Origin of the sequence: Pseudonocardia humida (assembly GCF_023898865.1) — a bacterium.
In the GTDB taxonomy this organism is placed as follows: domain Bacteria; phylum Actinomycetota; class Actinomycetes; order Mycobacteriales; family Pseudonocardiaceae; genus Pseudonocardia; species Pseudonocardia humida.
In genome coordinates this window covers 1-17433 of sequence record NZ_JAGSOV010000002.1, presented here as the reverse complement: position 1 = coordinate 17433, position 17433 = coordinate 1, and the positions used below count along the sequence as shown (strand labels likewise).

General features: G+C 75.6%; 21 protein-coding genes. 7 read left to right on the top strand and 14 right to left on the bottom strand.

Going from position 1 to position 17433, the window contains the following annotated elements:
* Positions 1-127: 127 nt before the first annotated feature.
* The 5 genes from KDL28_RS00470 to KDL28_RS00450 are packed head-to-tail and all read right to left on the bottom strand — an operon-like array spanning position 128 to position 3527.
* Positions 128-685: a dihydrofolate reductase family protein gene (locus tag KDL28_RS00470; RefSeq protein ID WP_252435109.1), complete on the bottom strand. Its 558-nt coding sequence runs from the start codon at positions 683-685 to the stop codon at positions 128-130.
* A 53-nt stretch (positions 686-738) separates the two neighbouring features.
* Entirely contained in the window at positions 739-1458 is a 720-nt protein-coding gene (locus KDL28_RS00465) for a helix-turn-helix transcriptional regulator (RefSeq protein WP_252435108.1), read from the bottom strand.
* An 11-nt stretch (positions 1459-1469) separates the two neighbouring features.
* The gene (locus tag KDL28_RS00460; RefSeq protein ID WP_252435107.1) at positions 1470-2243 is read right to left on the bottom strand and encodes an AIM24 family protein; all 774 of its coding nucleotides are present in this window, start codon (positions 2241-2243) and stop codon (positions 1470-1472) included.
* A gap of 4 nt (positions 2244-2247) precedes the next feature.
* Positions 2248-2901, bottom strand: coding sequence for an AIM24 family protein (locus tag KDL28_RS00455; RefSeq protein ID WP_252435106.1), 654 nt, complete (start codon positions 2899-2901; stop codon positions 2248-2250).
* A gap of 2 nt (positions 2902-2903) precedes the next feature.
* Entirely contained in the window at positions 2904-3527 is a 624-nt protein-coding gene (locus tag KDL28_RS00450) for an AIM24 family protein (protein ID WP_252435105.1), read from the bottom strand.
* A 218-nt stretch (positions 3528-3745) separates the two neighbouring features.
* Between KDL28_RS00450 and KDL28_RS00445 the strand changes: the two genes are divergently transcribed.
* Positions 3746-4198 carry an ATP-binding protein gene (locus KDL28_RS00445; RefSeq protein ID WP_252435104.1) on the top strand — a complete coding sequence of 151 codons (453 nt, stop codon included), beginning with the start codon at positions 3746-3748 and terminating at the stop codon, positions 4196-4198.
* A gap of 69 nt (positions 4199-4267) precedes the next feature.
* On the opposite strand, the gene KDL28_RS00440 is transcribed toward KDL28_RS00445, so the two are convergent.
* Together KDL28_RS00440 and KDL28_RS00435 are read right to left on the bottom strand one after the other, a co-directional pair.
* A complete protein-coding gene (locus KDL28_RS00440) occupies positions 4268-5716 on the bottom strand; it encodes a pyridoxal phosphate-dependent decarboxylase family protein (protein WP_252435103.1) in 1449 nt (482 codons plus the stop codon).
* A 106-nt stretch (positions 5717-5822) separates the two neighbouring features.
* Entirely contained in the window at positions 5823-6095 is a 273-nt protein-coding gene (locus KDL28_RS00435) for a hypothetical protein (protein WP_252435102.1), read from the bottom strand.
* Positions 6096-6158: 63 nt separating this feature from the next.
* Between KDL28_RS00435 and KDL28_RS00430 the strand changes: the two genes are divergently transcribed.
* Positions 6159-6305: a LuxR C-terminal-related transcriptional regulator gene (locus KDL28_RS00430; protein ID WP_308215900.1), complete on the top strand. Its 147-nt coding sequence runs from the start codon at positions 6159-6161 to the stop codon at positions 6303-6305.
* Between the two features lie 6 nt (positions 6306-6311).
* Here the strand turns inward: KDL28_RS00430 and KDL28_RS00425 are convergent, their stop codons facing one another.
* Positions 6312-7928 (bottom strand): long-chain-fatty-acid--CoA ligase, encoded by a 1617-nt coding sequence (locus tag KDL28_RS00425; RefSeq protein WP_252435101.1) that lies wholly within the window; start codon positions 7926-7928, stop codon positions 6312-6314.
* A gap of 132 nt (positions 7929-8060) precedes the next feature.
* Here KDL28_RS00425 and KDL28_RS00420 point away from each other — a divergent pair, with 132 nt between their 5' ends.
* Positions 8061-9239: an MFS transporter gene (locus tag KDL28_RS00420; RefSeq protein WP_252435100.1), complete on the top strand. Its 1179-nt coding sequence runs from the start codon at positions 8061-8063 to the stop codon at positions 9237-9239.
* On the opposite strand, the gene KDL28_RS00415 is transcribed toward KDL28_RS00420, so the two are convergent.
* Complete coding sequence (locus KDL28_RS00415; protein ID WP_252435099.1) at positions 9218-10759, bottom strand: acyl-CoA synthetase; 1542 nt, start codon at positions 10757-10759, stop codon at positions 9218-9220. The two genes, KDL28_RS00420 and KDL28_RS00415, sit on opposite strands and share 22 nt — an antisense overlap.
* Positions 10760-10857: 98 nt before the next feature.
* Here KDL28_RS00415 and KDL28_RS00410 point away from each other — a divergent pair, with 98 nt between their 5' ends.
* A complete protein-coding gene (locus KDL28_RS00410) occupies positions 10858-11619 on the top strand; it encodes a 3-hydroxyacyl-CoA dehydrogenase (RefSeq protein WP_252435110.1) in 762 nt (253 codons plus the stop codon).
* On the opposite strand, the gene KDL28_RS00405 is transcribed toward KDL28_RS00410, so the two are convergent.
* Positions 11579-12589: a cytochrome P450 family protein gene (locus KDL28_RS00405; RefSeq protein ID WP_252435098.1), complete on the bottom strand. Its 1011-nt coding sequence runs from the start codon at positions 12587-12589 to the stop codon at positions 11579-11581. The two genes, KDL28_RS00410 and KDL28_RS00405, sit on opposite strands and share 41 nt — an antisense overlap.
* A 65-nt stretch (positions 12590-12654) precedes the next feature.
* On the opposite strand from KDL28_RS00405, the gene KDL28_RS00400 reads away from it, so the two are divergent.
* On the top strand, positions 12655-13365 hold the full coding sequence (locus KDL28_RS00400) for an ArsR/SmtB family transcription factor (RefSeq protein WP_252435097.1): 711 nt from the start codon (positions 12655-12657) through the stop codon (positions 13363-13365).
* Complete coding sequence (locus tag KDL28_RS00395) at positions 13362-14147, top strand: isocitrate lyase/PEP mutase family protein (RefSeq protein ID WP_252435096.1); 786 nt, start codon at positions 13362-13364, stop codon at positions 14145-14147. Before KDL28_RS00400 ends, KDL28_RS00395 begins: the two co-directional genes overlap by 4 nt.
* Positions 14148-14235: 88 nt before the next feature.
* Here the strand turns inward: KDL28_RS00395 and KDL28_RS00390 are convergent, their stop codons facing one another.
* The 4 genes from KDL28_RS00390 to KDL28_RS00375 form a co-directional block, all read right to left on the bottom strand.
* Positions 14236-14451, bottom strand: a complete 216-nt coding sequence (locus KDL28_RS00390; RefSeq protein WP_252435095.1) for a hypothetical protein — start codon at positions 14449-14451, stop codon at positions 14236-14238.
* A gap of 228 nt (positions 14452-14679) precedes the next feature.
* Entirely contained in the window at positions 14680-15012 is a 333-nt protein-coding gene (locus tag KDL28_RS00385; RefSeq protein ID WP_252435094.1) for a histone-like nucleoid-structuring protein Lsr2, read from the bottom strand.
* A 115-nt stretch (positions 15013-15127) separates the two neighbouring features.
* Entirely contained in the window at positions 15128-16360 is a 1233-nt protein-coding gene (locus KDL28_RS00380; protein ID WP_252435093.1) for an MBL fold metallo-hydrolase, read from the bottom strand.
* 38 nt (positions 16361-16398) lie between these two features.
* On the bottom strand, positions 16399-17145 hold the full coding sequence (locus KDL28_RS00375) for a hypothetical protein (protein ID WP_252435092.1): 747 nt from the start codon (positions 17143-17145) through the stop codon (positions 16399-16401).
* Between the two features lie 17 nt (positions 17146-17162).
* On the opposite strand from KDL28_RS00375, the gene KDL28_RS00370 reads away from it, so the two are divergent.
* Positions 17163-17433: hypothetical protein (locus KDL28_RS00370; RefSeq protein WP_252435091.1), on the top strand; the 271-nt coding region annotated here is incomplete at its 3' end.

The following is a 17433-nucleotide window of genomic DNA, read 5'->3' as shown; positions in this document are numbered from 1 at the left end:
CCCGTCCGGGGGGGGGGGGGGGCGGGGGGGGGGGGGGGGCCCCCGGGGGGGGGGGGGGGGCGCGCCGCCGCGCGGGGGCGGGCCCCCCCCCCCCGGCCAGGGCTGTGAGCGGCGTCGGGCCCGCGGTCTACCCCTGCCGCGGCCGATAGGTCGCGATGATCGTGCCGCTGCTGGTCGGCTCCGCGCTGACCAGGTCGAGCCGCTTGAGCGCGGTGTCGTCGGCGAAGAGCTTCGCCCGGCCCCCGCCGGCGACGACCGGGTGGATCAGCAGGACCAGCTCGTCGAGCAGGCCCGCGTCGAGCAGCGACCGCACGAGCGACGGGCTGCCGGCGACGGAGATGTCGCCGCCGTCCTCGGCCTTGAGCCTGCCGACCGCCTCGGCCAGGTCGCCCTCGAGCAGGGTGCTGTTCGCCCAGCCGGAGACGTCGTCCAGCGTGGTCGAGACCACGTACTTGGGCGAGTTGTTGATCCAGTCGGCGAAGCCGGCGTCGTCGCCGTCGGTGACGTCGGGCCAGTACCCCGACCACTCCTGGTAGGTCACCCTGCCCAGCAGCACCGCGTCGGCCGCCTCCAGGGACTTCCCCAGCTGCGCGCCCATCTCCTCGTCGAACGCGTGCTGCCACTGGTCGGGGGACTCGACGACGCCGTCGAGGGAGATGAACAGGCCCGTCGTGACCTTGCGCATGGCACTTGCCTCCCGGTCCGCCGGCCGGTCCGTCCGGCCGATCGACGGGCACGTTAGGAGGGGGCGCCGTCCGCGGTCTTGTACAGCAGCGACAGCGGCACAGTCGGGCCACCGGCGGCGAGCTGGGTGGCGGTCCGGCCGATGTAGCGGGTCAGCGAGTGGGCCAGGTGCGGTTGGTCGAAGTAGCCGAGCCGGTGCACGACGTCATGGGCCGCGATCCCCTCCTGCAGCAGCACCGCCGCCCGTCGCGCGCGCTCGATGCGCTGCACGGCCCCGCGGCTCAGCCCGGTCGTGGCGACGAAGCGGCGCTGGACGGTGCGCTCGGACACCCCCGTCGACCGCCCCGCGACCGCGGCCGCGACGACCGGATCGCGCACCACGATCCCGTCGCGGACCAGCCGCCGGACGAAGAACTCCGCGTTGTCGTAGTCGGGCAGCCGCAGGGCCGAGCCGGCCAGCCAGATCGACCGGTCCGTCGCGGCCGCGAGCGGGGCCGAGGAGTCGACCAGCCGGCCCGGTGGCAGGTGGGCCAGGGTGGTGCCGAGCGCGAAGTCGATCCCGAAGAAGGTGGCGTCCTCGGGCACCGGGGCCGGGCTCGCCCGCGTCTCCGGGCCCTGCACGGCCGCCAGCACCTCGCCGCGGTGCTCCCAGACGACCAGGTCCCAGTGCTGGGCGGCGACCGCGGTCATCTCCGCGACACCGCTGCTGCGGCTGCGCCACACCCGCTCGACGTGCGGCGAGTCCGACGGCCGGCTCTCGATGTGCAGACCCATCCCGCGCGGCCCTACCGGCGTTGCTCCGCGCTGAGCCGCGACTGGATCACCGACTGCAGCCGGGTCAGCCCGGGCACCGCCAGCGTGCCCACCTGCGACTCCAGCTGCTTGAGCAGGTGCGGGTCGTCCACGGCGTGCTCGCTGGACTGCAGCAGCACGGTGCCGGCACCGGTGAAGTCGAACTGGCGCTCCTCGCCGGAGACCACCCCGAGCATCCCGCCGGCGACGCCCAGGAAGCCGGTCATCCAGCGGGCGTCGAAGTGGTGCGACGGCGACGGGCAGTCGGCCCAGCCGACCAGCGCCTGCGGGTCGACCCGGATCGGCGGCTCGGCGAAGATCACCGGCCCGGAGCTGGAGGCCAGGAACGTGCCGGTGCCGATCAGGGTGAGGAACCCGGGCACGATCGACTGCTTGAGCTCCAGGGTGGAGTCGAAGGCCAGCAGGTTCGCCGCGCGCAGGGTCAGGTTGCCCTCTTCGAGGGTGTAGGAGTTGATGTCGTAGCCGCGGTCGCCGAGCAGCAGGTGGCCCGAGCCGGTGGCGACCACCCAGTCGCGCGTGTAGAGCGGCGCGGAGAACCGCTCGGCCACGAACCCGGTGATGGTGGCCGAGGACAGCGGCTCGAACCGGATGCCCGAGCTGCCCGGGGCCGGGTAGTAGGCGATCATCCGGCCGGTCTGCATGAACAGCTGCCCGTCCAGGCGCCGGCAGTAGGCGTAGTGGTTGCCCGGGACGTTGTCGTTGTCGGGCAGGGTGGCCGGGTTGAACGGCGTGCTGGGCAGCGTCATCTTCTCACCGGATCTTCTGCTCGGAGGCCTGCACGTACACCGTGCCCGACCCGGACATCTTCAGCTGCACGGCCTCGCCCGACCCGCGTCCGACGGCGTCGCGCCAGCTCGCGTTGAGCGAGACCTTGGCCTCGACGTTGCCGACGTGGCCGACGTAGGCCTGCGGGTCGACGGTCGTCGGCTCCCCGGAGCGCACCGGCAGGGCGATCGTCCCGCCGTGCGACATCACCGCCACCGAGCCGACCCCGTGCAGCTGGGTGGTGAACAGCCCCTGCCCGCTGACCGCGCCGCGGACCATCCCGCGCAACCCGCCGCCCTCGCCGAGGAACACGACCGTGGACTGCAGCGCGGCGTCGTGCGCGACGAGCCGGTCGGCCTCCACCGAGAGCGGGGCCGAGCCGTCCAGCTCGATGATCGTCACGTAGAGGCCGGCGAAGCCGTAGTACACGGTGCCGCTGCCCTGGGCGACCATCATCGACACGTGCTCGCCCGCGACGGCGCGCCCGGCCAGGCCGCCGATGCCGCCCGGGCCGGTGTGCACGGGGGAGAAGCCGACGTCGCCGGTGTAGGCGAGCATGGCCCCGCGCCGCGCGAGGACCTCCCGCCCCGGCGCCACGGCCGTCGAGACGACCTTGTGGTTGATCTGCTCGAAGGCCACCGTCACCGCTCCTCGGGCTGGATGTAGACGACGCCGGTGCCGTCGAAGCGCAGGGAGAACGCCTCCCCGGAGCCCTCCCCGACCAGGTTGCGCCACGACACGTCGGTCACGAAGGTCTGGTTGAGCTGCCCGCGGCTGGCCACGAACGCCTGCGGGTCGACCACCAGCGGGTACTGCGGGCTGACCTCCAGCGCGATCGGCGGGCCGCCCGCCGAGAGCAGCGCCAGCGGCCCGGAGCCGGTGACCGTGGTGGTGAACAGGCCCTGCCCGGAGGACGCGCCGCGCAGGCCGGCGAAGGCCACGTCGGTGCGCAGGCTGTCGGAGACCACCAGCAGCTGCTCGGACTCGACCTTGAGGGTGTCGCCCGCCAGGTCGATGACCACGATCTCCATCGCGTCCTTGGCGAACCACACCGTGCCCTTGCCCGAGCAGCGCATCAGCGAGACCGACTCGCCGGTCGCCCGGCGTTTGATCGCCGCCCGGATCCCGTCGCCGCCGCCCATGCCGGCACTCTTGAAGGCCACGTCACCGGTGTAGGCGATCATGGCGCCGCTGGCGGCCCGGACCGCGTCGCCGCGCAGCTCGACCTCGAGCACCCGCGAGCCGTTGAGCCGGAAGCTCTGCATGAGCGGATCATCCCACGGCCACCCGGGAGGCCGGCAGCAGCCGGTTCGCGCACGTCGGAAGGGCGCGCCGGGCGGACGCCGGGACCGCGACCCGAGGTGGCCGAGCGGTCACCGCGCAGAGAGCACGGCCGGGGGGTCAACCCCCGACCTGCGGCGAGCGTCGCGACCGGTGCGGTGGGCGGGGTTTCGACCCCGCCCTGTCCTGGAAACCCACGATCATGGACCAGAACGCCTCCGGGCACGTCGAGTTCGTGCACCGCAGCTGGCCGGCCGACCCCCAGCAGCTGGTGCTGATCCGCCGCGAGCTGGCCGGCTGGCTCGCTCCGCTGGCGCTGAGCGAGACCGAGACGGCCGACGTCGTGCTGGCCGTCGACGAAGCGGCGGCCAACGCGGTGCGCCACGCCTACGGGCCCGACGAGTCCGGCGCGGTCGAGCTGACCCTGTGGACCGAGCCGGGCACCCTGAGCATCGAGGTCGTCGACCACGGCAGCTGGCGCCCGCCCGCCGACCGCCCGACCGAGGGCGGTCGCGGCATCCCGCTGATGAGCACCATGTCCGAGGCCGTCCTCATCCACTACGACGAGCGCGGTTCACGCGTCCTGCTCCGCCACCGGATCCCCCAGGGCACGACGGCCCAGGAGACGACGGCCCCGGAGCCCTCCGAGGCGTGAGCCGTGCGCGAGTGGCCGCCCGCGGGTTGAGTTGCGGCGTTGCTCAGGTGCTTCGCGGGTCGACGCGGATCACCCCCGGACGGCGCCCGCCTCCGCGCGCAGCAGCTCCCACAGCTCGGCGACGTCGCCATCCCGCGTGCCCACCGAGCCGATGGCCACGCGCAGCACGTAGCGTCCCCGCACCGTGGTGTGGGTGACCAGCGCCCGGCCGGTGGCGTTGACCCGCTCCAGCACCGACCGGGTGGCCGCGTCGTCGGCGTCGGGTCCGCGGTCGGTGGCCACCCGCAGGCACACCAGCGCCAGCGACGGCTCCGCGGCCAGCTCGAACCCCGGGTCGTCGCGCACCCACCCCGCCAGCTCGCCGGCCAGCGCGACGTGCCCGCGCAGGTGCTCCCGGACGCCGGACAGGCCCATCCCGTGCAGCACCGTCCACAGCTTCAGCGCCCGGAAGCGGCGCCCGAGCGGCACCTGCCAGTCGCGGTAGTCCACGACGCGCGCGGACTCCGAGGCGGCGTCGCGCAGGTACTCGGGGGTGATCGACAGGGCCGCGGGCAGCGCGTGGGCCTCGCGCACCCACAGCAGCGACGCGTCGAACGCGGTGAGCAGCCACTTGTGCGCGTCGGTGCAGAACGAGTCGGCGAGCTCGACGCCGTCGAGCAGGTGGCGGTGCTCGGGGCAGAGCCCGGCGACCCCGGCCCAGGCGGCGTCGACGTGCAGCCAGGCGGTGGGCGCCGTCGTGGCCACGGCGGCGGCGACCGCCCGGACCGGGTCGACGGCGCCGGTGCCGGTGGTCCCGACGGTGGCGCACACCAGGACCGGGACCAGCCCGGCGGCGACGTCCGCGGCCAGGTCCGCGGCCAGCGCCCCGGGGTCCATGGCCAGCGTGGTCGGGTCGGTGTCGACGACCCGCAGGGCGCGCTCGCCCAGCCCGGCCACCCGCACCGCCTTGGCCAGGCTGGAGTGGGTCTCGGCGGTGACGTACACCCGTTCGCGCCCGTCGACCCCGCGCTCCCGCCAGTCCGGGCGGGCCCGGTGCAGCGCGGCGAGCAGGGCGACCAGCGCGGCGGAGGACGCCGAGTCCTGGATGACCCCGCCGCCGCCCCCGGCGAAGGTGAACGCCGGGTCGAGGCCCAGCTCGTCGGCCAGCGCGTCGAGCAGCGCCTGCTCGACCTCGGTGGCCGCGGGGGAGGTCGACCAGAGCATGCCCTGCGCGCCGAGCCCGCCCGAGAGCATGTCGCCCAGCAGCGAGTGCAGGGAGGCGTTGGCCGGGAAGAAGCCGAAGAACCGCGGGTGCTGCCAGTGGGTGCTGGCCGGCACCACCACGCGGTCGAGCTCGGCGAGCAGCCCGGACAGCTCGCCGGGCAGCTCGGGCAGCGGCTTGTCGAGCTCGGCGCGCACGGAGCCGGGTTCGACGGCCGGCCGGACCGGGCGCTCGCCCAGCCCGGCCCGGTAGTCCGCGATCCAGTCCACCACCTGGCGGCCGAGCCGGCGGAACTCCTCGGGGTCGAGGTCTGCCATGGGTGGTGCTCCTGGGGCGAGGGAGGTCAGCGGTCGACCCGATGGTGCCCCAGGCCGGCCGCGGCCCGCCGCAAGGCAGGCACCAGCCGCAGGCAGCCGACGAGGGTCAGCCCGACGATCGCCCCGGCCACGCCCCGGGCGATCCCGGCACGTCCGCGACGACGAACGCCGGCACCGCGGTCGCGGCGGACGCCACGCGCAGCACGGTCAGCCCCACCAGCAGCCCGCCGCGCGGGCGCCGCCGGCTCGCCGCGATCAGCACCAGGGACAGCACCCCGAGCGCCGTTCCCACCGCCGCCACCTCGACCGGCGGGTGCTCGCCGTCGGTCAGCAGCAGACCGAGCGCATCGGCCAGGGACACCAGCCCCGGTAGCGCCACGGCCGACCCGTTCCCCGAGCTGACCCCGCGCGAGCGGCAGGTGCTCGTGCTGCTGCCGAGGGGCTGACCACGACGGCCATCGGGGCGAGGCTGGGCCTCGCCCCGAAGACCGTCACCAACCACACGTCGGCGGTGTTCGCGAAGCTGCACGTCCAGGGCCGGGCCGAGGCGGTCGCCCGGGCCCGGCGGGCGGGGCCGGGCGAGCGCTGAGCCGGCTCAGACCGCGGAGTCGCCCGCGCTCGCGGCGCCGTACTCGGTGCGCAGCGAGGTCTTGAGCACCTTGCCGCTGGGGTTGCGCGGCAGCGCCTCGACCAGCGCCACGTCGCGCGGGCGCTTGTAGGCGGCCAGGTGCTCGCGGCACCACTGGTCGATGTCCGCCGCGGTGGGCGGGTCGGCCGGGTCGCGCGGGGCGATGATCGCCAGCGGCGACTCGCCCCACCGGGTGTCCGGCACGCCGATCAGGGCGACCTCGCCGACCTTGGGGTGCCCGGCGATGACGTTCTCCACCTCGGCGCAGTAGATGTTCTCCCCACCCGAGATGATCATGTCCTTCTTCCGGTCGACCACGTAGAAGTAGCCGTCCTCGTCCTCGCGCACCAGGTCGCCGGAGTGGAACCACCCACCGCGGAAGGCCTCCGCGGTCTCCTTCGGCTTGTTCCAGTACCCCGACATCACCAGCGGACCGCGGTAGACGATCTCGCCGACCTCGCCGCGCGGCACGTCGTTCGTCTCGTCGTCGACCACCCGGACCTCGACGTTGAGCATCGGGGTGCCCACCGAGCCGATCTTGCGGATGGCGTCCTCGCCCTTGAGGATGCAGGTCACCGGGCTGCACTCGGTCTGGCCGAACGCGGTGGACAGCTCGGCCTCCGGGAACGTCTCGATGATGGTGCGCAGCAGCGTCGTCGACGCCGGGGCCGCCCCCCAGGACGCCTTGCGCAGCGCGAGCCGGCGCTCCTTGACGCCCGGCACCGCCACGATCGCCGCCCACTGGGCGGGCACGAAGAAGCAGGAGGTCACCCGCTCGCGCTCGAGCAGGTCGACCATGGCGGCCGGGTCGAACCCGCCGGAGGGGCTCAGCACCGTGGTCCCGCCCGCGGTCATGGTGATGTGCAGGCCGGAGACCCCGGCGATGTGGAAGAACGGCGCCCCGCTCAGCCCGATCCGCTCACCGGCCTCCACACCGGCGTGGACCATGTTGCTGAACGAGTGCAGCAGCAGGTTGCGGTGGGTGAGCACGGCGCCCTTGGGCCAGCCGGTGGTGCCCGAGGTGTACATGATGAAGGCCGGCTCGTAGTCGTTGACGTCGACCTCGACGTAGTCGGGGGAGGCGGCGGCCGTCGCGGCGTCCAGGCTCTCGCCGTGCTCGGACTCGCCGCGCATCACCAGCACCGTGCGCGTGGGCACGTCGGGGTTGCGCCGCGCGCCCGCGACGACCGGGGCCAGCGCGGCGTCCACGACGATCGCGACCGCGCCGCTGTCGACGAGCTGGTAGGCGATCTCGTCGGCGACGAGGCGGAAGTTCAGCGGCACGCACACGGCCCCGACCCGCAGCGCGGCCACCGTCGCCTCGACCAGCTCGACGCTGTTGAGGCCGAGCACGGCGACCCGGTCGCCGACCCCGACACCCCGTTCGGACAGGGCGTTGGCGATGCGGGTGACCCGGTCGTGGAAGCCCAGCCAGGTGCTCGTCGCGTCGCCGTCCCGGAAGGCGACGGCGTCGGGCATGGTCCGCGCGTAGCGGGCCACCATGTCGCTCATCGTCATGCCGCGGCCGGTGACGGTCGGAACGGTCTCGGTGGACGCGCTGGTCAGGGAGGTCGACGTCGACATAGAGGGTACTCTGTCTGGCATCGGCCCTCGGGACAAGCCCCTCGGTCGGCGGGGCCGTGCTCCGCACCGGCGTGGCGCGATTCACGCGGCCCCGACGGGACGCGGCCGACCCGGGAGGCGCATGGTCGAGCGGTGAGTGCCGACGTCAACGCCGATGCCGGGCAGCGCGGCCGGCTGCGCCTGCTGCAGCTCTCCGCGCTCACCAGCACCGTCGACCGCTTCGCCATCGCCCCGCTGCTCGTGCTCATCGGCCTCGACCTGGGCGCCCCGCTCGCCGCGGTGGCCGCCGTGGCCAGCGGCTACTACCTGGCCTACGGGCTCATGCAGCCGGTCTGGGGCGTCATCAGCGACCGGATCGGGCGGGTCCGGGTGATGCGCATATCACTGCTGGGCGCCGCGCTGGCCGGGATCGGGTCGGCGCTGGCGCCGAACCTGGCCGTGCTCGGGGTGACCCGAGTGGTGGCCGGCGGCTGCTTCGCCGCGATCATCCCGGCCACGCTGGTCTACGTGGGCGACATGTGGCCGCGCGCGGAGCGCCAGCGCCCGCTCTCGGACCTGCTCACCGCGTCGTCGCTGGGCACCGCGGTGGCCACGGCGGGCGCCGGGCTGCTGGCCGACCTGGTCGGCTGGCGGGCGGTGCCGGCCATCACCGGGCTGGCCGGGGCCGCGCTGTGGGTCGCGCTGGCCCGGCTGCCCGAACCCGATCGCGAGCCGGTGACCGGCAGCCCCGCGCGCTCGGTCCGTCGGGTGCTCGGCACGCGCTGGGCGCTGGTCGTGTTCGGCCTGGTGTTCGTCGAGGGCGTAGTGGTCCTGGGGGTGCTCACCTACCTTCCCGCCGCGGTGCAGGACCTGGGCTACTCGACCGCGATCGCCGGCCTGGTCGGGGCCGCGTTCGGCGTCGGCGCGCTGGTCTGGTCGCGGCTGGTGCGCCTGCTGGTGGGCAGGCTCTCGACCACCGGGATGACCGCCGTCGGGGGCGGTCTACTGGTCGCCGGGTTGGCGGTGCCCGCGGTGGCCGTCACGGTGGTGACGGTGACGGTCGCCGGGCTGCTGCTCGGCGGGGCCTGGGCGTTCCTGCACACCACGCTGCAGAGCTGGGCCACCGAGGTGGTGCCCGGCGAGCGGGCCACCTCCGTGGCGCTGTTCGCCGGGCTGCTGTTCCTGGGCAGCTCGGTGGGCACGCTGGCGGCCGGCGGCCCGGCGGAGGCCGGCTCGTTCGGGCCGGTGTTCACCGTCGCGCTGCTGGTCGCGGTGCCGCTCGGGGTGGCGGCGGCGCTGGCCCGCCACCGCTACGCGCGGACCTCCCGGTAGCGGTCGCGCAGGGTCTGCTTGACCAGCTTGCCGGTCGGGGTGCGCGGCATGTCGTCGGTGAACACCACCCGCCGGGGCGCCTTGAACGCCGCGATGTGCTCGCGCGCGTGGGCGATCAGCTCGCGCTCCAGCGCGGGGCCCGCCTCGACGCCCGGCGCCGGGGTGACCACGGCGAGCACCGACTCGCCCATCTCCGGGTCGGGCACGCCGATCACCGCGACGTCGAGCACCGCCGGGTGCAGGGCGAGCGCGTCCTCTGCCTCGCGCGGGTAGATGTTCACCCCGCCGGAGATGATCATGAAGGCCTTGCGGTCGGTCAGGTAGAGCCAGCCCTCCTCGTCGACGTAGCCCAGGTCGCCGGTGGTGGCCCAGTTCTCGTGGTCGCGGTGGCGCGCGGCCCGGGTCTTCTCCGGGTCGTTGTGGTACTCGAAGCTGGGCGCCTCGCGCTCGAAGAAGATGGTGCCCACCTGGCGCGGCCCGAGCACCGCCCCGGTCTCGTCGTCGCAGATCCGGACGTCGCCCAGGATGCCGCCGCGGCCGACCGAACCGGGGTGCTCCAGCCACTCCTGGGAGTTGATGAACGTGATGCCGGCGCCCTCGGTGGCCGCGTAGTACTCGTAGAGCACCGGGCCCCACCAGTCGATCATCGCCCGCTTGACCTCCGGCGGGCACGGCGCCGCGGCGTGGATCGCGACCTTCAGCGAGGAGACGTCGTAGCGCGCGCGGGTCTCCTCGGGCAGCTTGAGCATCCGGACGAAGTGCGTCGGCACCCACTGGCTGTGCGTGACCCGGTGCTCCTGGATCGCGGCGAGCGCCGCTTCCGGGTCGAAGCGGTCGAGGATCACCACGGTGCCGCCGATGGCCTGGATCGTGGCGCTGAACCGCAGCGGCGCGGCGTGGTAGAGCGGCGCGGGGGAGAGGTAGACGGTGTCGGTGTCGAAGCCGTACATCGCCCCGAACACCGCGACGTAGGGATCGCCCGGGTCGTCGATCTGGCGCTCGGGCAGCGCCGGGCGGATGCCCTTGGGCCGTCCGGTCGTCCCCGAGGAGTAGAGCATGTCGGCGCCGCGCGGCTGGTCGGCCAGCGGCTCGGCGGACACACCGCTGAGCGCCTCGTCGTAGTCGTCGAACCCGGGCACCGCCCCGTCGTAGGCCAGCCGGACACCGACGTCCCCGGTCAGCTCGCCGACCTCGGCCGCCAGCGGCGACGCCGACACGACCAGGGCCTTCGCCCCGCTGTCGTGCACGATGTAGGACACCTCGTCGGCGGTGAGGTGGTGGTTGACCGCGGTGATGTAGAGCCCGCTGCGCTGCGCGGCCCAGTACACCTCGAACACCCGCGGGCCGTTCGCCGCGAGCAGGGCGACCACGTCGCCCTTGCGGAGTCCCGCGTCGTGCAGGTGGCGGGCCAGGCGGGCGGAGCCCTCGTCCAACTCGCGGTAGGTGAGCGCCGCTCCCGATCCGGCCACCACCACGGCGGGCTTGTCAGGGGTCACTGCGGCGTGCGTCCCGGGGAACATGGCCCGGGTCTATCACGACAGCGGCTCTGTCGGATACGTCCGGAAGCGCAGTGATCGACCATGGCCCTCGGAGCCGGTTGGGTGTACTGATATCGGTCGTGGACATCAACGGCAGCGTCGCACTGATCACCGGGGGCGCCTCCGGGCTCGGCCTGGCCACCGCGCAGGCCCTGGCCGGGGCCGGGGCGAAGGTGGTGATCCTCGACCTGCCCGGCTCCCAGGGCCGGGAGCGGGCGCGGGAGCTCGGGCCGGACGCCCGCTTCGCCCCGGGCGACGTGCGCAGCGAGGCCGACGTCGTGGCCGCGCTCGACGTCGCCGACGAGCTCGGCGCGCTCCGGGTGGCGGTCAACTGCGCTGGCACCGGCAACGCGATGCGCACGGTCGGCAAGAAGGGGCCCTTCCCGCTGGCCGACTTCACCCGGATCATCGAGATCAACCTCATCGGCACGTTCAACGTCATCCGGCTGGCCGCCGAGCGGATGCTGAAGCACGACCCGGTGGGCGAGGAGCGCGGGGTCGTCGTCAACACGGCCTCGGTCGCGGCGTTCGACGGCCAGATCGGGCAGGCGGCCTACTCGGCGTCCAAGGGCGGGGTGGTGGGGATGACCCTGCCGATCGCCCGCGACCTGGCCTCGATGGCGATCCGCGTGGTGACCATCGCCCCCGGCCTGTTCGACACCCCGCTGCTGGCCGGGGCGCCCGACGAGGTCAAGGCGGCGCTGGGCAAGCAGGTGCCGCACCCGGCCCGGCTCGGCGCGCCCGGGGAGTTCGCCGCGCTGGCCGCGCACATCGTGGCCAACCCCATGCTCAACGGTGAGGTCATCCGGCTGGACGGGGCGATCCGGATGGCGCCGCGCTGAGCCGCAGGGTCGCGCCGACCGGCACCCGCAGGTTGAGCCGCGGTTCGTGGGCCGCCACCGCACCGGTGGCGGCCGCGCCCGCGGCCACCAGCGCGTCCAGCACGCCGGCGGCGATCGCCACCGCCTCCCGCGCACCCGGGCAGGCGTGCGGCCCGGCCCCGAACGCGAACGACCGCCGCGCCGGGTCCGCCGGGTCGGTGCCCGCCGCGGCCAGCACCACGACGACCCGGTCGCCCGCGGGCACGGCGCGCCCGCCCACCGCCAGCCCGGTCCCGGCCACCCGGGTGGTCAGCTGCACCGGCCCGTCCGCGCGCAGCACCGTCGCGACCAACCGGTCGACGTCGACCGGTCCGCCGTCGAGCCGGGCCGCGGCGGCGCCGATCAGGGCCGCGGTGGCGTCGTAGGACTGGAAGAGCAGTCCCATCGCGGCCGCCGGATCGCCGGGCAGGTGGGCCAGCGGGTCGCGCAGCGCGGCGACCGCAGCGTCCGCGGGCGGCGGCGCGGCGTCGAGCCGCGGCGCGAGCGCGGCCGCCAGCTCGGCCACGGCGGCGACCGCCGCGCCCGGGTCGCCGACGCCCAGCGCGGCGGCGAGCACGGCCACCGGTACCTGCCGGCCCAGCACCACCGCGTCCAGCTCGGCGACCCCCGCGATGCGGGCGGTGGTGGCCGCCGCCGCGTCGGCGCGCAGGGCGGCCGGGTCGAGCCCGGCCAGCAGGCGCTGGACCGCCGCGCGCCGCGGCGCGTGCTCGGCGCCGTCGGTGAACCGGGCCATCCGGGCCTGCCACGCGGTCACCGGACGGGCCGGGTCGGTGGCGAAGCCGATCCGGGCGGCCGGCGACCCCAGCACCGCGGTCACGTCCGCGGCCCCGGCCACCACCCACCGCCCGTCCGGGGTGCGGTGGGGCCCGCGGCGACGCAGCTCGTCGTGCGCCGCGGCGGGGTCGGGGAGGCGGGCCAGCTCGTCGATCACGGCGGGGAGGCTAGGGCGGTGGTCGTTCGGCGCGGGCCGAACCGTCGCGGGGCCATGATGGCGCCATGGCCACCCCGGGAGCCCACGTCGGCGACGCCCACCGGCTCAGCGAGGTCGCCGCGGCGCTGGCCGCGCCCACCCGCGCCGCGATGGCCTGCCTGCTGCTCGCCGGCACCGCGCACACCGGCCGCGAGCTGGCCCGCCACGTCGGGGTGGCGCCCTCGACCGCCAGCGAGCACCTGGCCCACCTGCTCGACGCCGGCCTGCTGGCCGTCGAGGTGCAGGGCAGGCACCGCTACTACCGGCTGGCCGACGCCGAGGTCGCCGCGCTGCTGGAGCGCATGCTGACCGCGCTGCCCGAGCCGCCGAGCGTGGCGGAGCTGCCCGGGCCGCGGCTGCCCGCGGGCATGGCGTTCGCCCGGTCCTGCTACGACCACCTGGCCGGGCGCCTCGGCGTGGCCCTGCACGACCGGCTGGTCGAGCTGGACGCGATCCGCGTCGGTCCCGACGCCACCACCCTCACCGAAGGCGGCGTCGCCGTGCTGGCCGACATGGGGGTGACCGCGGCCCGGGAACGCACCCGGCCGCTGGTGCGCCCCTGCCTGGACTGGTCGCAGCGCCGCCACCACCTCGCCGGCACCGTGGGCGCCCGGCTGCTGACCACGCTGCTCGAGCGCCGCTGGCTGCTGCGCAACACCACCCGCCCGCGCGAACTGCGGCTGTCGCGGACCGGCCGCGACGGCCTGCGCGCCCACCTGGGGATCGAGGTCTCATGACGAGCACCAGCACGACGGACGCGAGCACCACCGAGCTGCGCGGGAGGTTCCACGCGCTGCACCGCTCGGGGCTGTTCGTGATGCCCAACCCGTGGGACGTGGGGTCGGCCCGCATGCTGGCCGGGCTGGGCTTCCCGGCCCTGGCCACCACCAGCTCGGGCCACGCGGCCGCGCTGGGCCGCCGCGACCAGGAGGTCACCCGCGACGAGCTGGTCGAGCACGTCGCCGCGCTGGTGGCCGCGGTGCCGGTGCCGATCTCCGTCGACGCCGAGCGGTGCTTCGCCGACGACCCGGCCGGGGTGGCCGAGACCGTCCGGCTGCTCGCGGCCACCGGCGCGGCCGGCTGCTCGATCGAGGACTACGACCCCGGCGCCGGCCGCATCGACGACCTGGCCACGGCGGCCGAGCGGGTGGGCGCGGCCGCCCGCGCGGCGCACGTCGCCGGCATGGTGCTCACCGCCCGCGCCGACCAGCACCTCTACGACGACGCCGCGGACCTCGACGACACGATCGAGCGACTGCGCGCGTACCGGGCCGCGGGGGCCGACGTCGTCTACGCCCCGGGCCTGCGCGCCCTGCCCGACATCGAACGGCTGGTGGCGGCGGTCGGGGCGCCGGTGAACGTGCTGGCCCTGCCCGGCGCGCCTGCGGTCGCCGAGCTGGCCGCCGCCGGGGTCCGGCGGGTCTCCACCGGTGGCGCGCTGGCCCGCGCCGCCTACGCGGCGGCCACCGAGGCCGCCCGCGCGCTCGGCCCTGCCGTGCACCCCTCTCCGGGCGGCTGAGCCACTGGACGAGCCGCCCCGGACGGGGAACGGGAACGGCCCCCGCCTCCGGACGCGTCCGGAGGCGGGGGCCGTCGGGGAGCCCGGGTCAGGCGGTGCGGCGAACCTCCGGGGTGTCGGCGGTCAGGTGCTCCAGGCAGAAGGCACCCGACCCGCTGCAGCGCAGCGGGGCGATCACGGTGCCGCGGGCGGCGAACCGGTTGTGGTCGCGCAAGGTGCCGTCCGGTCGGACGTGCTTGAGCTGGCGGCAGGCGCCACAGGTGCCGTACTGCGGGTGGAGCCGGGGACTGACGTCGTCGGTCACGGGTTCTCTCACTTCCGGCGGGGCACGTCGTGCTGCGCCCCACCGCTGACGGGTCGGCGACGTTGCCGGGGAGCGGGAACGGTATCGGGTCGTGACCCGCAGGCGCGGCGTGGGTACCCGCAGTGCCGCATGACCAGCGGCGATCCCGCGCACGCCGGAAACCGACCCGATCGCCCCCCGGCGGGGCGCCCCGCTCCCCGATCCGGAATCCGCGCCGACCCGCCCCGGTCAGTGGCTCTGGTGGTATGCCTCGAGGACGTTGGACGGGATGCGGCCGCGCTCGGAGATCTTCATCCCCTGGGCCTGCGCCCATTCCCTAATCGCCTGGTTCTGCTCACGGTCGGTACTCGGTCGGCTCACCGGAGCAGCACCCGAACGGCGGCGCCCACCCGCGCGACGGGCGGCGGAAACGAACGGGGCCAGCGCCTCGCGCAAACGGGCGCTATTGGCCGCCGACAGGTCGATCTCGTAGGACCTGCCGTCCACCGCGAACTCGACCTGTTCGTCGGCCTGGCTGCCGTCCAGGTCGTCGACCAGGGTGACGGTCGTCTGCTTCGCCACGTGCGCTGCCTTTCGGAGTTATCGGACGCGCGCCGACCCGGGCCCGGGCCCACCCGCGCCGGCGGTGCCGCAGATACGGCCGGGGGGTTGGCGTTCCGAACACCGATCAGCGCTATTACCGACCACGATAATAAAGGAGTGCGCGGCGCATTGTCGATGCGGGCCGGAAAGTTGCCCGTCCGACGTCGGCGACCGGTCGGGCCGCGGCGGAATCCGATGCGAATGCGACCGATGACCACCAGTCGGAGTCCGCGGGCGGGGCGGTCGCGTCGAGGCGTTGACCCGGGCGCGGCAGGCCCAGGCCCACCCCGGCCTCCGCCGCGGCCCGCCGCACCCGCTCCACCGGCTCCGACCAGGTGTGGAAGCCGAGGTCGAAGGTCGCCCAGTGGATCGGCACCAGCAGCCCACCGCGCAGGGCGCGGTGCGCGGCCACGGCCTCCTCGGGGGTCATGTGGATGTCGGGCCACAGGTCGCTGTAGGCGCCGATCGGCAGCAGGGTGAGGTCGAAGGGGCCGAGGCGGTCGCCGATGCCGGCCAGCGCGCCGTGGAAGCCGGTGTCGCCGCCGAAGAACACCCGGTGCCGGGAGCCGGCCAGCGCCCACGACGACCACTGGGTCGTGTTGCGGACCAATCCGCGCCCGGAGAAGTGCCGGGCCTCGACGCAGGTGATCGTCAGCCCGCCCGCCGCCCCGGGGAGGGTGACCGCGCCGCCCCAGTCCAGCTCGACCACGCGGGAGTCGGGCACCCCCCAGCGCCGCAGGTGGGCGCCGACCCCGAGCGGCACCACGAACGGGGCCCCGGTCAGCCGGGTGAGCGTCCGGACGGTGGGCAGGTCGAGGTGGTCGTAGTGGTCGTGGGAGATCACCACGGCGTCGACGGGCGGCAGGTCGGCCAGCCGCATGGGCGCCGGGTGCAGCCGGCGCGGACCGATCCGCCCGGACGGGGACGCCCGTTCGCCCCACATCGGGTCGGCGAGCACGCGGTGCCCGTCGACCTCCACCAGGACGCTGGAGTGCCCGAACCAGGTGGCCGCGAGCTCGCCGGCCGGGCCGGGGCCCACGGCGGCGGCCAGCGGCACCGGCCGCGCCGGGCGCCCGGTGCGGCCGCGGGAGAGCATCGCGGCGGCGGCCTTGGCCGGCCCGGCGATGATCGTGCCGGGCTGGGTGTTGCGGAAGCGCCCGCCCTCGGCGTGCGGTGACCCGGCCGCGGCGGCCCGCAGCCGGGCTGGACCGGCGCCCAGGGCGGTGGGGACCCCGCGCGCGGCGCGGACCACCCGGGTCAGGGCGATCGCGCCGAGCGCGGCGGGGACGACGGTGAGCAGCGGGCGCACGGACTGCGGGCGGGGCACCTCCCCACGACTACCAGCCCGCACCGCGGGGCGCGTGCTCAGCCGCCCGCGTCCGCCCGCGGACCGGGCGGCAGGACGACCTCGACCTCGCCGCCGAGGGCGAACCCCTCGGCCAGCCCGAGCTCGTCGCCGCTCCAGAACCGGCCGGGGTCGTACCAGCTCGGGCGCCTGCCCTCGGTGAGCAGCCCCATCTCCTGGTAGGTCAGCGCGACGACCTCCGCGCAGTAGGCCGTCTCCAGGGCCCGGTCGCGCCGGTCGGCGCCCTCCGGGGCCGGCGCGTCCCCGTCGGGGCGCCGCAGCGGGATCGGCAGCGGGATCGGCAGCGATATCGGCAGTGCGGTCGGCAGCCGCAGCCGGGGCGCGCGCCCGCGCAGCCAGCGCCCGGCCAAACGGACCGTCGAGGGGAACGGGGTGCCGTCCAGGCGGGCGACGGTGCGCAGCGCGGCGTCCTCCATCTCCCGGCTGACCGGGCCGGAGAGCTGGCGCAGCCAACCGCGCTGGCCGTAGCGGTGCCCCCACTGCAGGACCGCGGCCCGCAGGTCGTGCAGCTGCACGCCGCGCTGGTGGGTGCCCGACCACACGTCGGGCAGGGAGCGGCCCAGCTCGGCGTGCCACATCAGCGGCGGCAGGTCCTCCACGACCAGGGCCATGCCCACGTGGTTGACCGGGGCGTTGGTCAGGCTGCGGATGGCGCGGTCCGCGCCGCTGCGCCCGCGGAACAGCCACAGGTCGCCGGTGCGCGCGAGCTCGCACGCCCGGTCGAGGGTGATGGCGCTGCCCGGCACGCCGGTACGGTATCCCGGTGCGCTGGTGGAAGATCCTCGGACTCGCCGGGCTGGCCGGGGTGGCGGCGACCGGAGCGGTCACCGCGCACGCCGAACGGCGCCGGCGCGCCTACACCCCCGACGAGATCCGCGCCCGGCTGCACGCCCGGGTGGCCGAGGGCGACCGGACCGGGGCGCCCGACCGCCCGGCCGTCGTCGACGAGCCGGCGCCCGATGCGGCCCCGGCCGGGGGCGCCGAGGCCGCCGGGGCCCCCCCCCCCCCCGGGGCGGGGGGCCGGGCGCGGCGGG

What these genes read in the sequence shown, in the direction of transcription:
- KDL28_RS00470 (WP_252435109.1), bottom strand. Translation starts at nt 685, where the DNA reads ATGCGCAAGGTCACGACGGGCCTGTTCATCTCCCTCGACGGCGTCGTC.
- KDL28_RS00465 (WP_252435108.1), bottom strand. Translation starts at nt 1,458, where the DNA reads ATGGGTCTGCACATCGAGAGCCGGCCGTCGGACTCGCCGCACGTCGAG.
- KDL28_RS00460 (WP_252435107.1), bottom strand. Translation starts at nt 2,243, where the DNA reads ATGACGCTGCCCAGCACGCCGTTCAACCCGGCCACCCTGCCCGACAAC.
- KDL28_RS00450 (WP_252435105.1), bottom strand. Translation starts at nt 3,527, where the DNA reads ATGCAGAGCTTCCGGCTCAACGGCTCGCGGGTGCTCGAGGTCGAGCTG.
- KDL28_RS00445 (WP_252435104.1), top strand. Translation starts at nt 3,746, where the DNA reads ATGGACCAGAACGCCTCCGGGCACGTCGAGTTCGTGCACCGCAGCTGG.
- KDL28_RS00440 (WP_252435103.1), bottom strand. Translation starts at nt 5,716, where the DNA reads ATGGCAGACCTCGACCCCGAGGAGTTCCGCCGGCTCGGCCGCCAGGTG.
- KDL28_RS00425 (WP_252435101.1), bottom strand. Translation starts at nt 7,928, where the DNA reads ATGTCGACGTCGACCTCCCTGACCAGCGCGTCCACCGAGACCGTTCCG.
- KDL28_RS00415 (WP_252435099.1), bottom strand. Translation starts at nt 10,759, where the DNA reads ATGTTCCCCGGGACGCACGCCGCAGTGACCCCTGACAAGCCCGCCGTG.
- KDL28_RS00400 (WP_252435097.1), top strand. Translation starts at nt 12,655, where the DNA reads ATGGCCACCCCGGGAGCCCACGTCGGCGACGCCCACCGGCTCAGCGAG.
- KDL28_RS00395 (WP_252435096.1), top strand. Translation starts at nt 13,362, where the DNA reads ATGACGAGCACCAGCACGACGGACGCGAGCACCACCGAGCTGCGCGGG.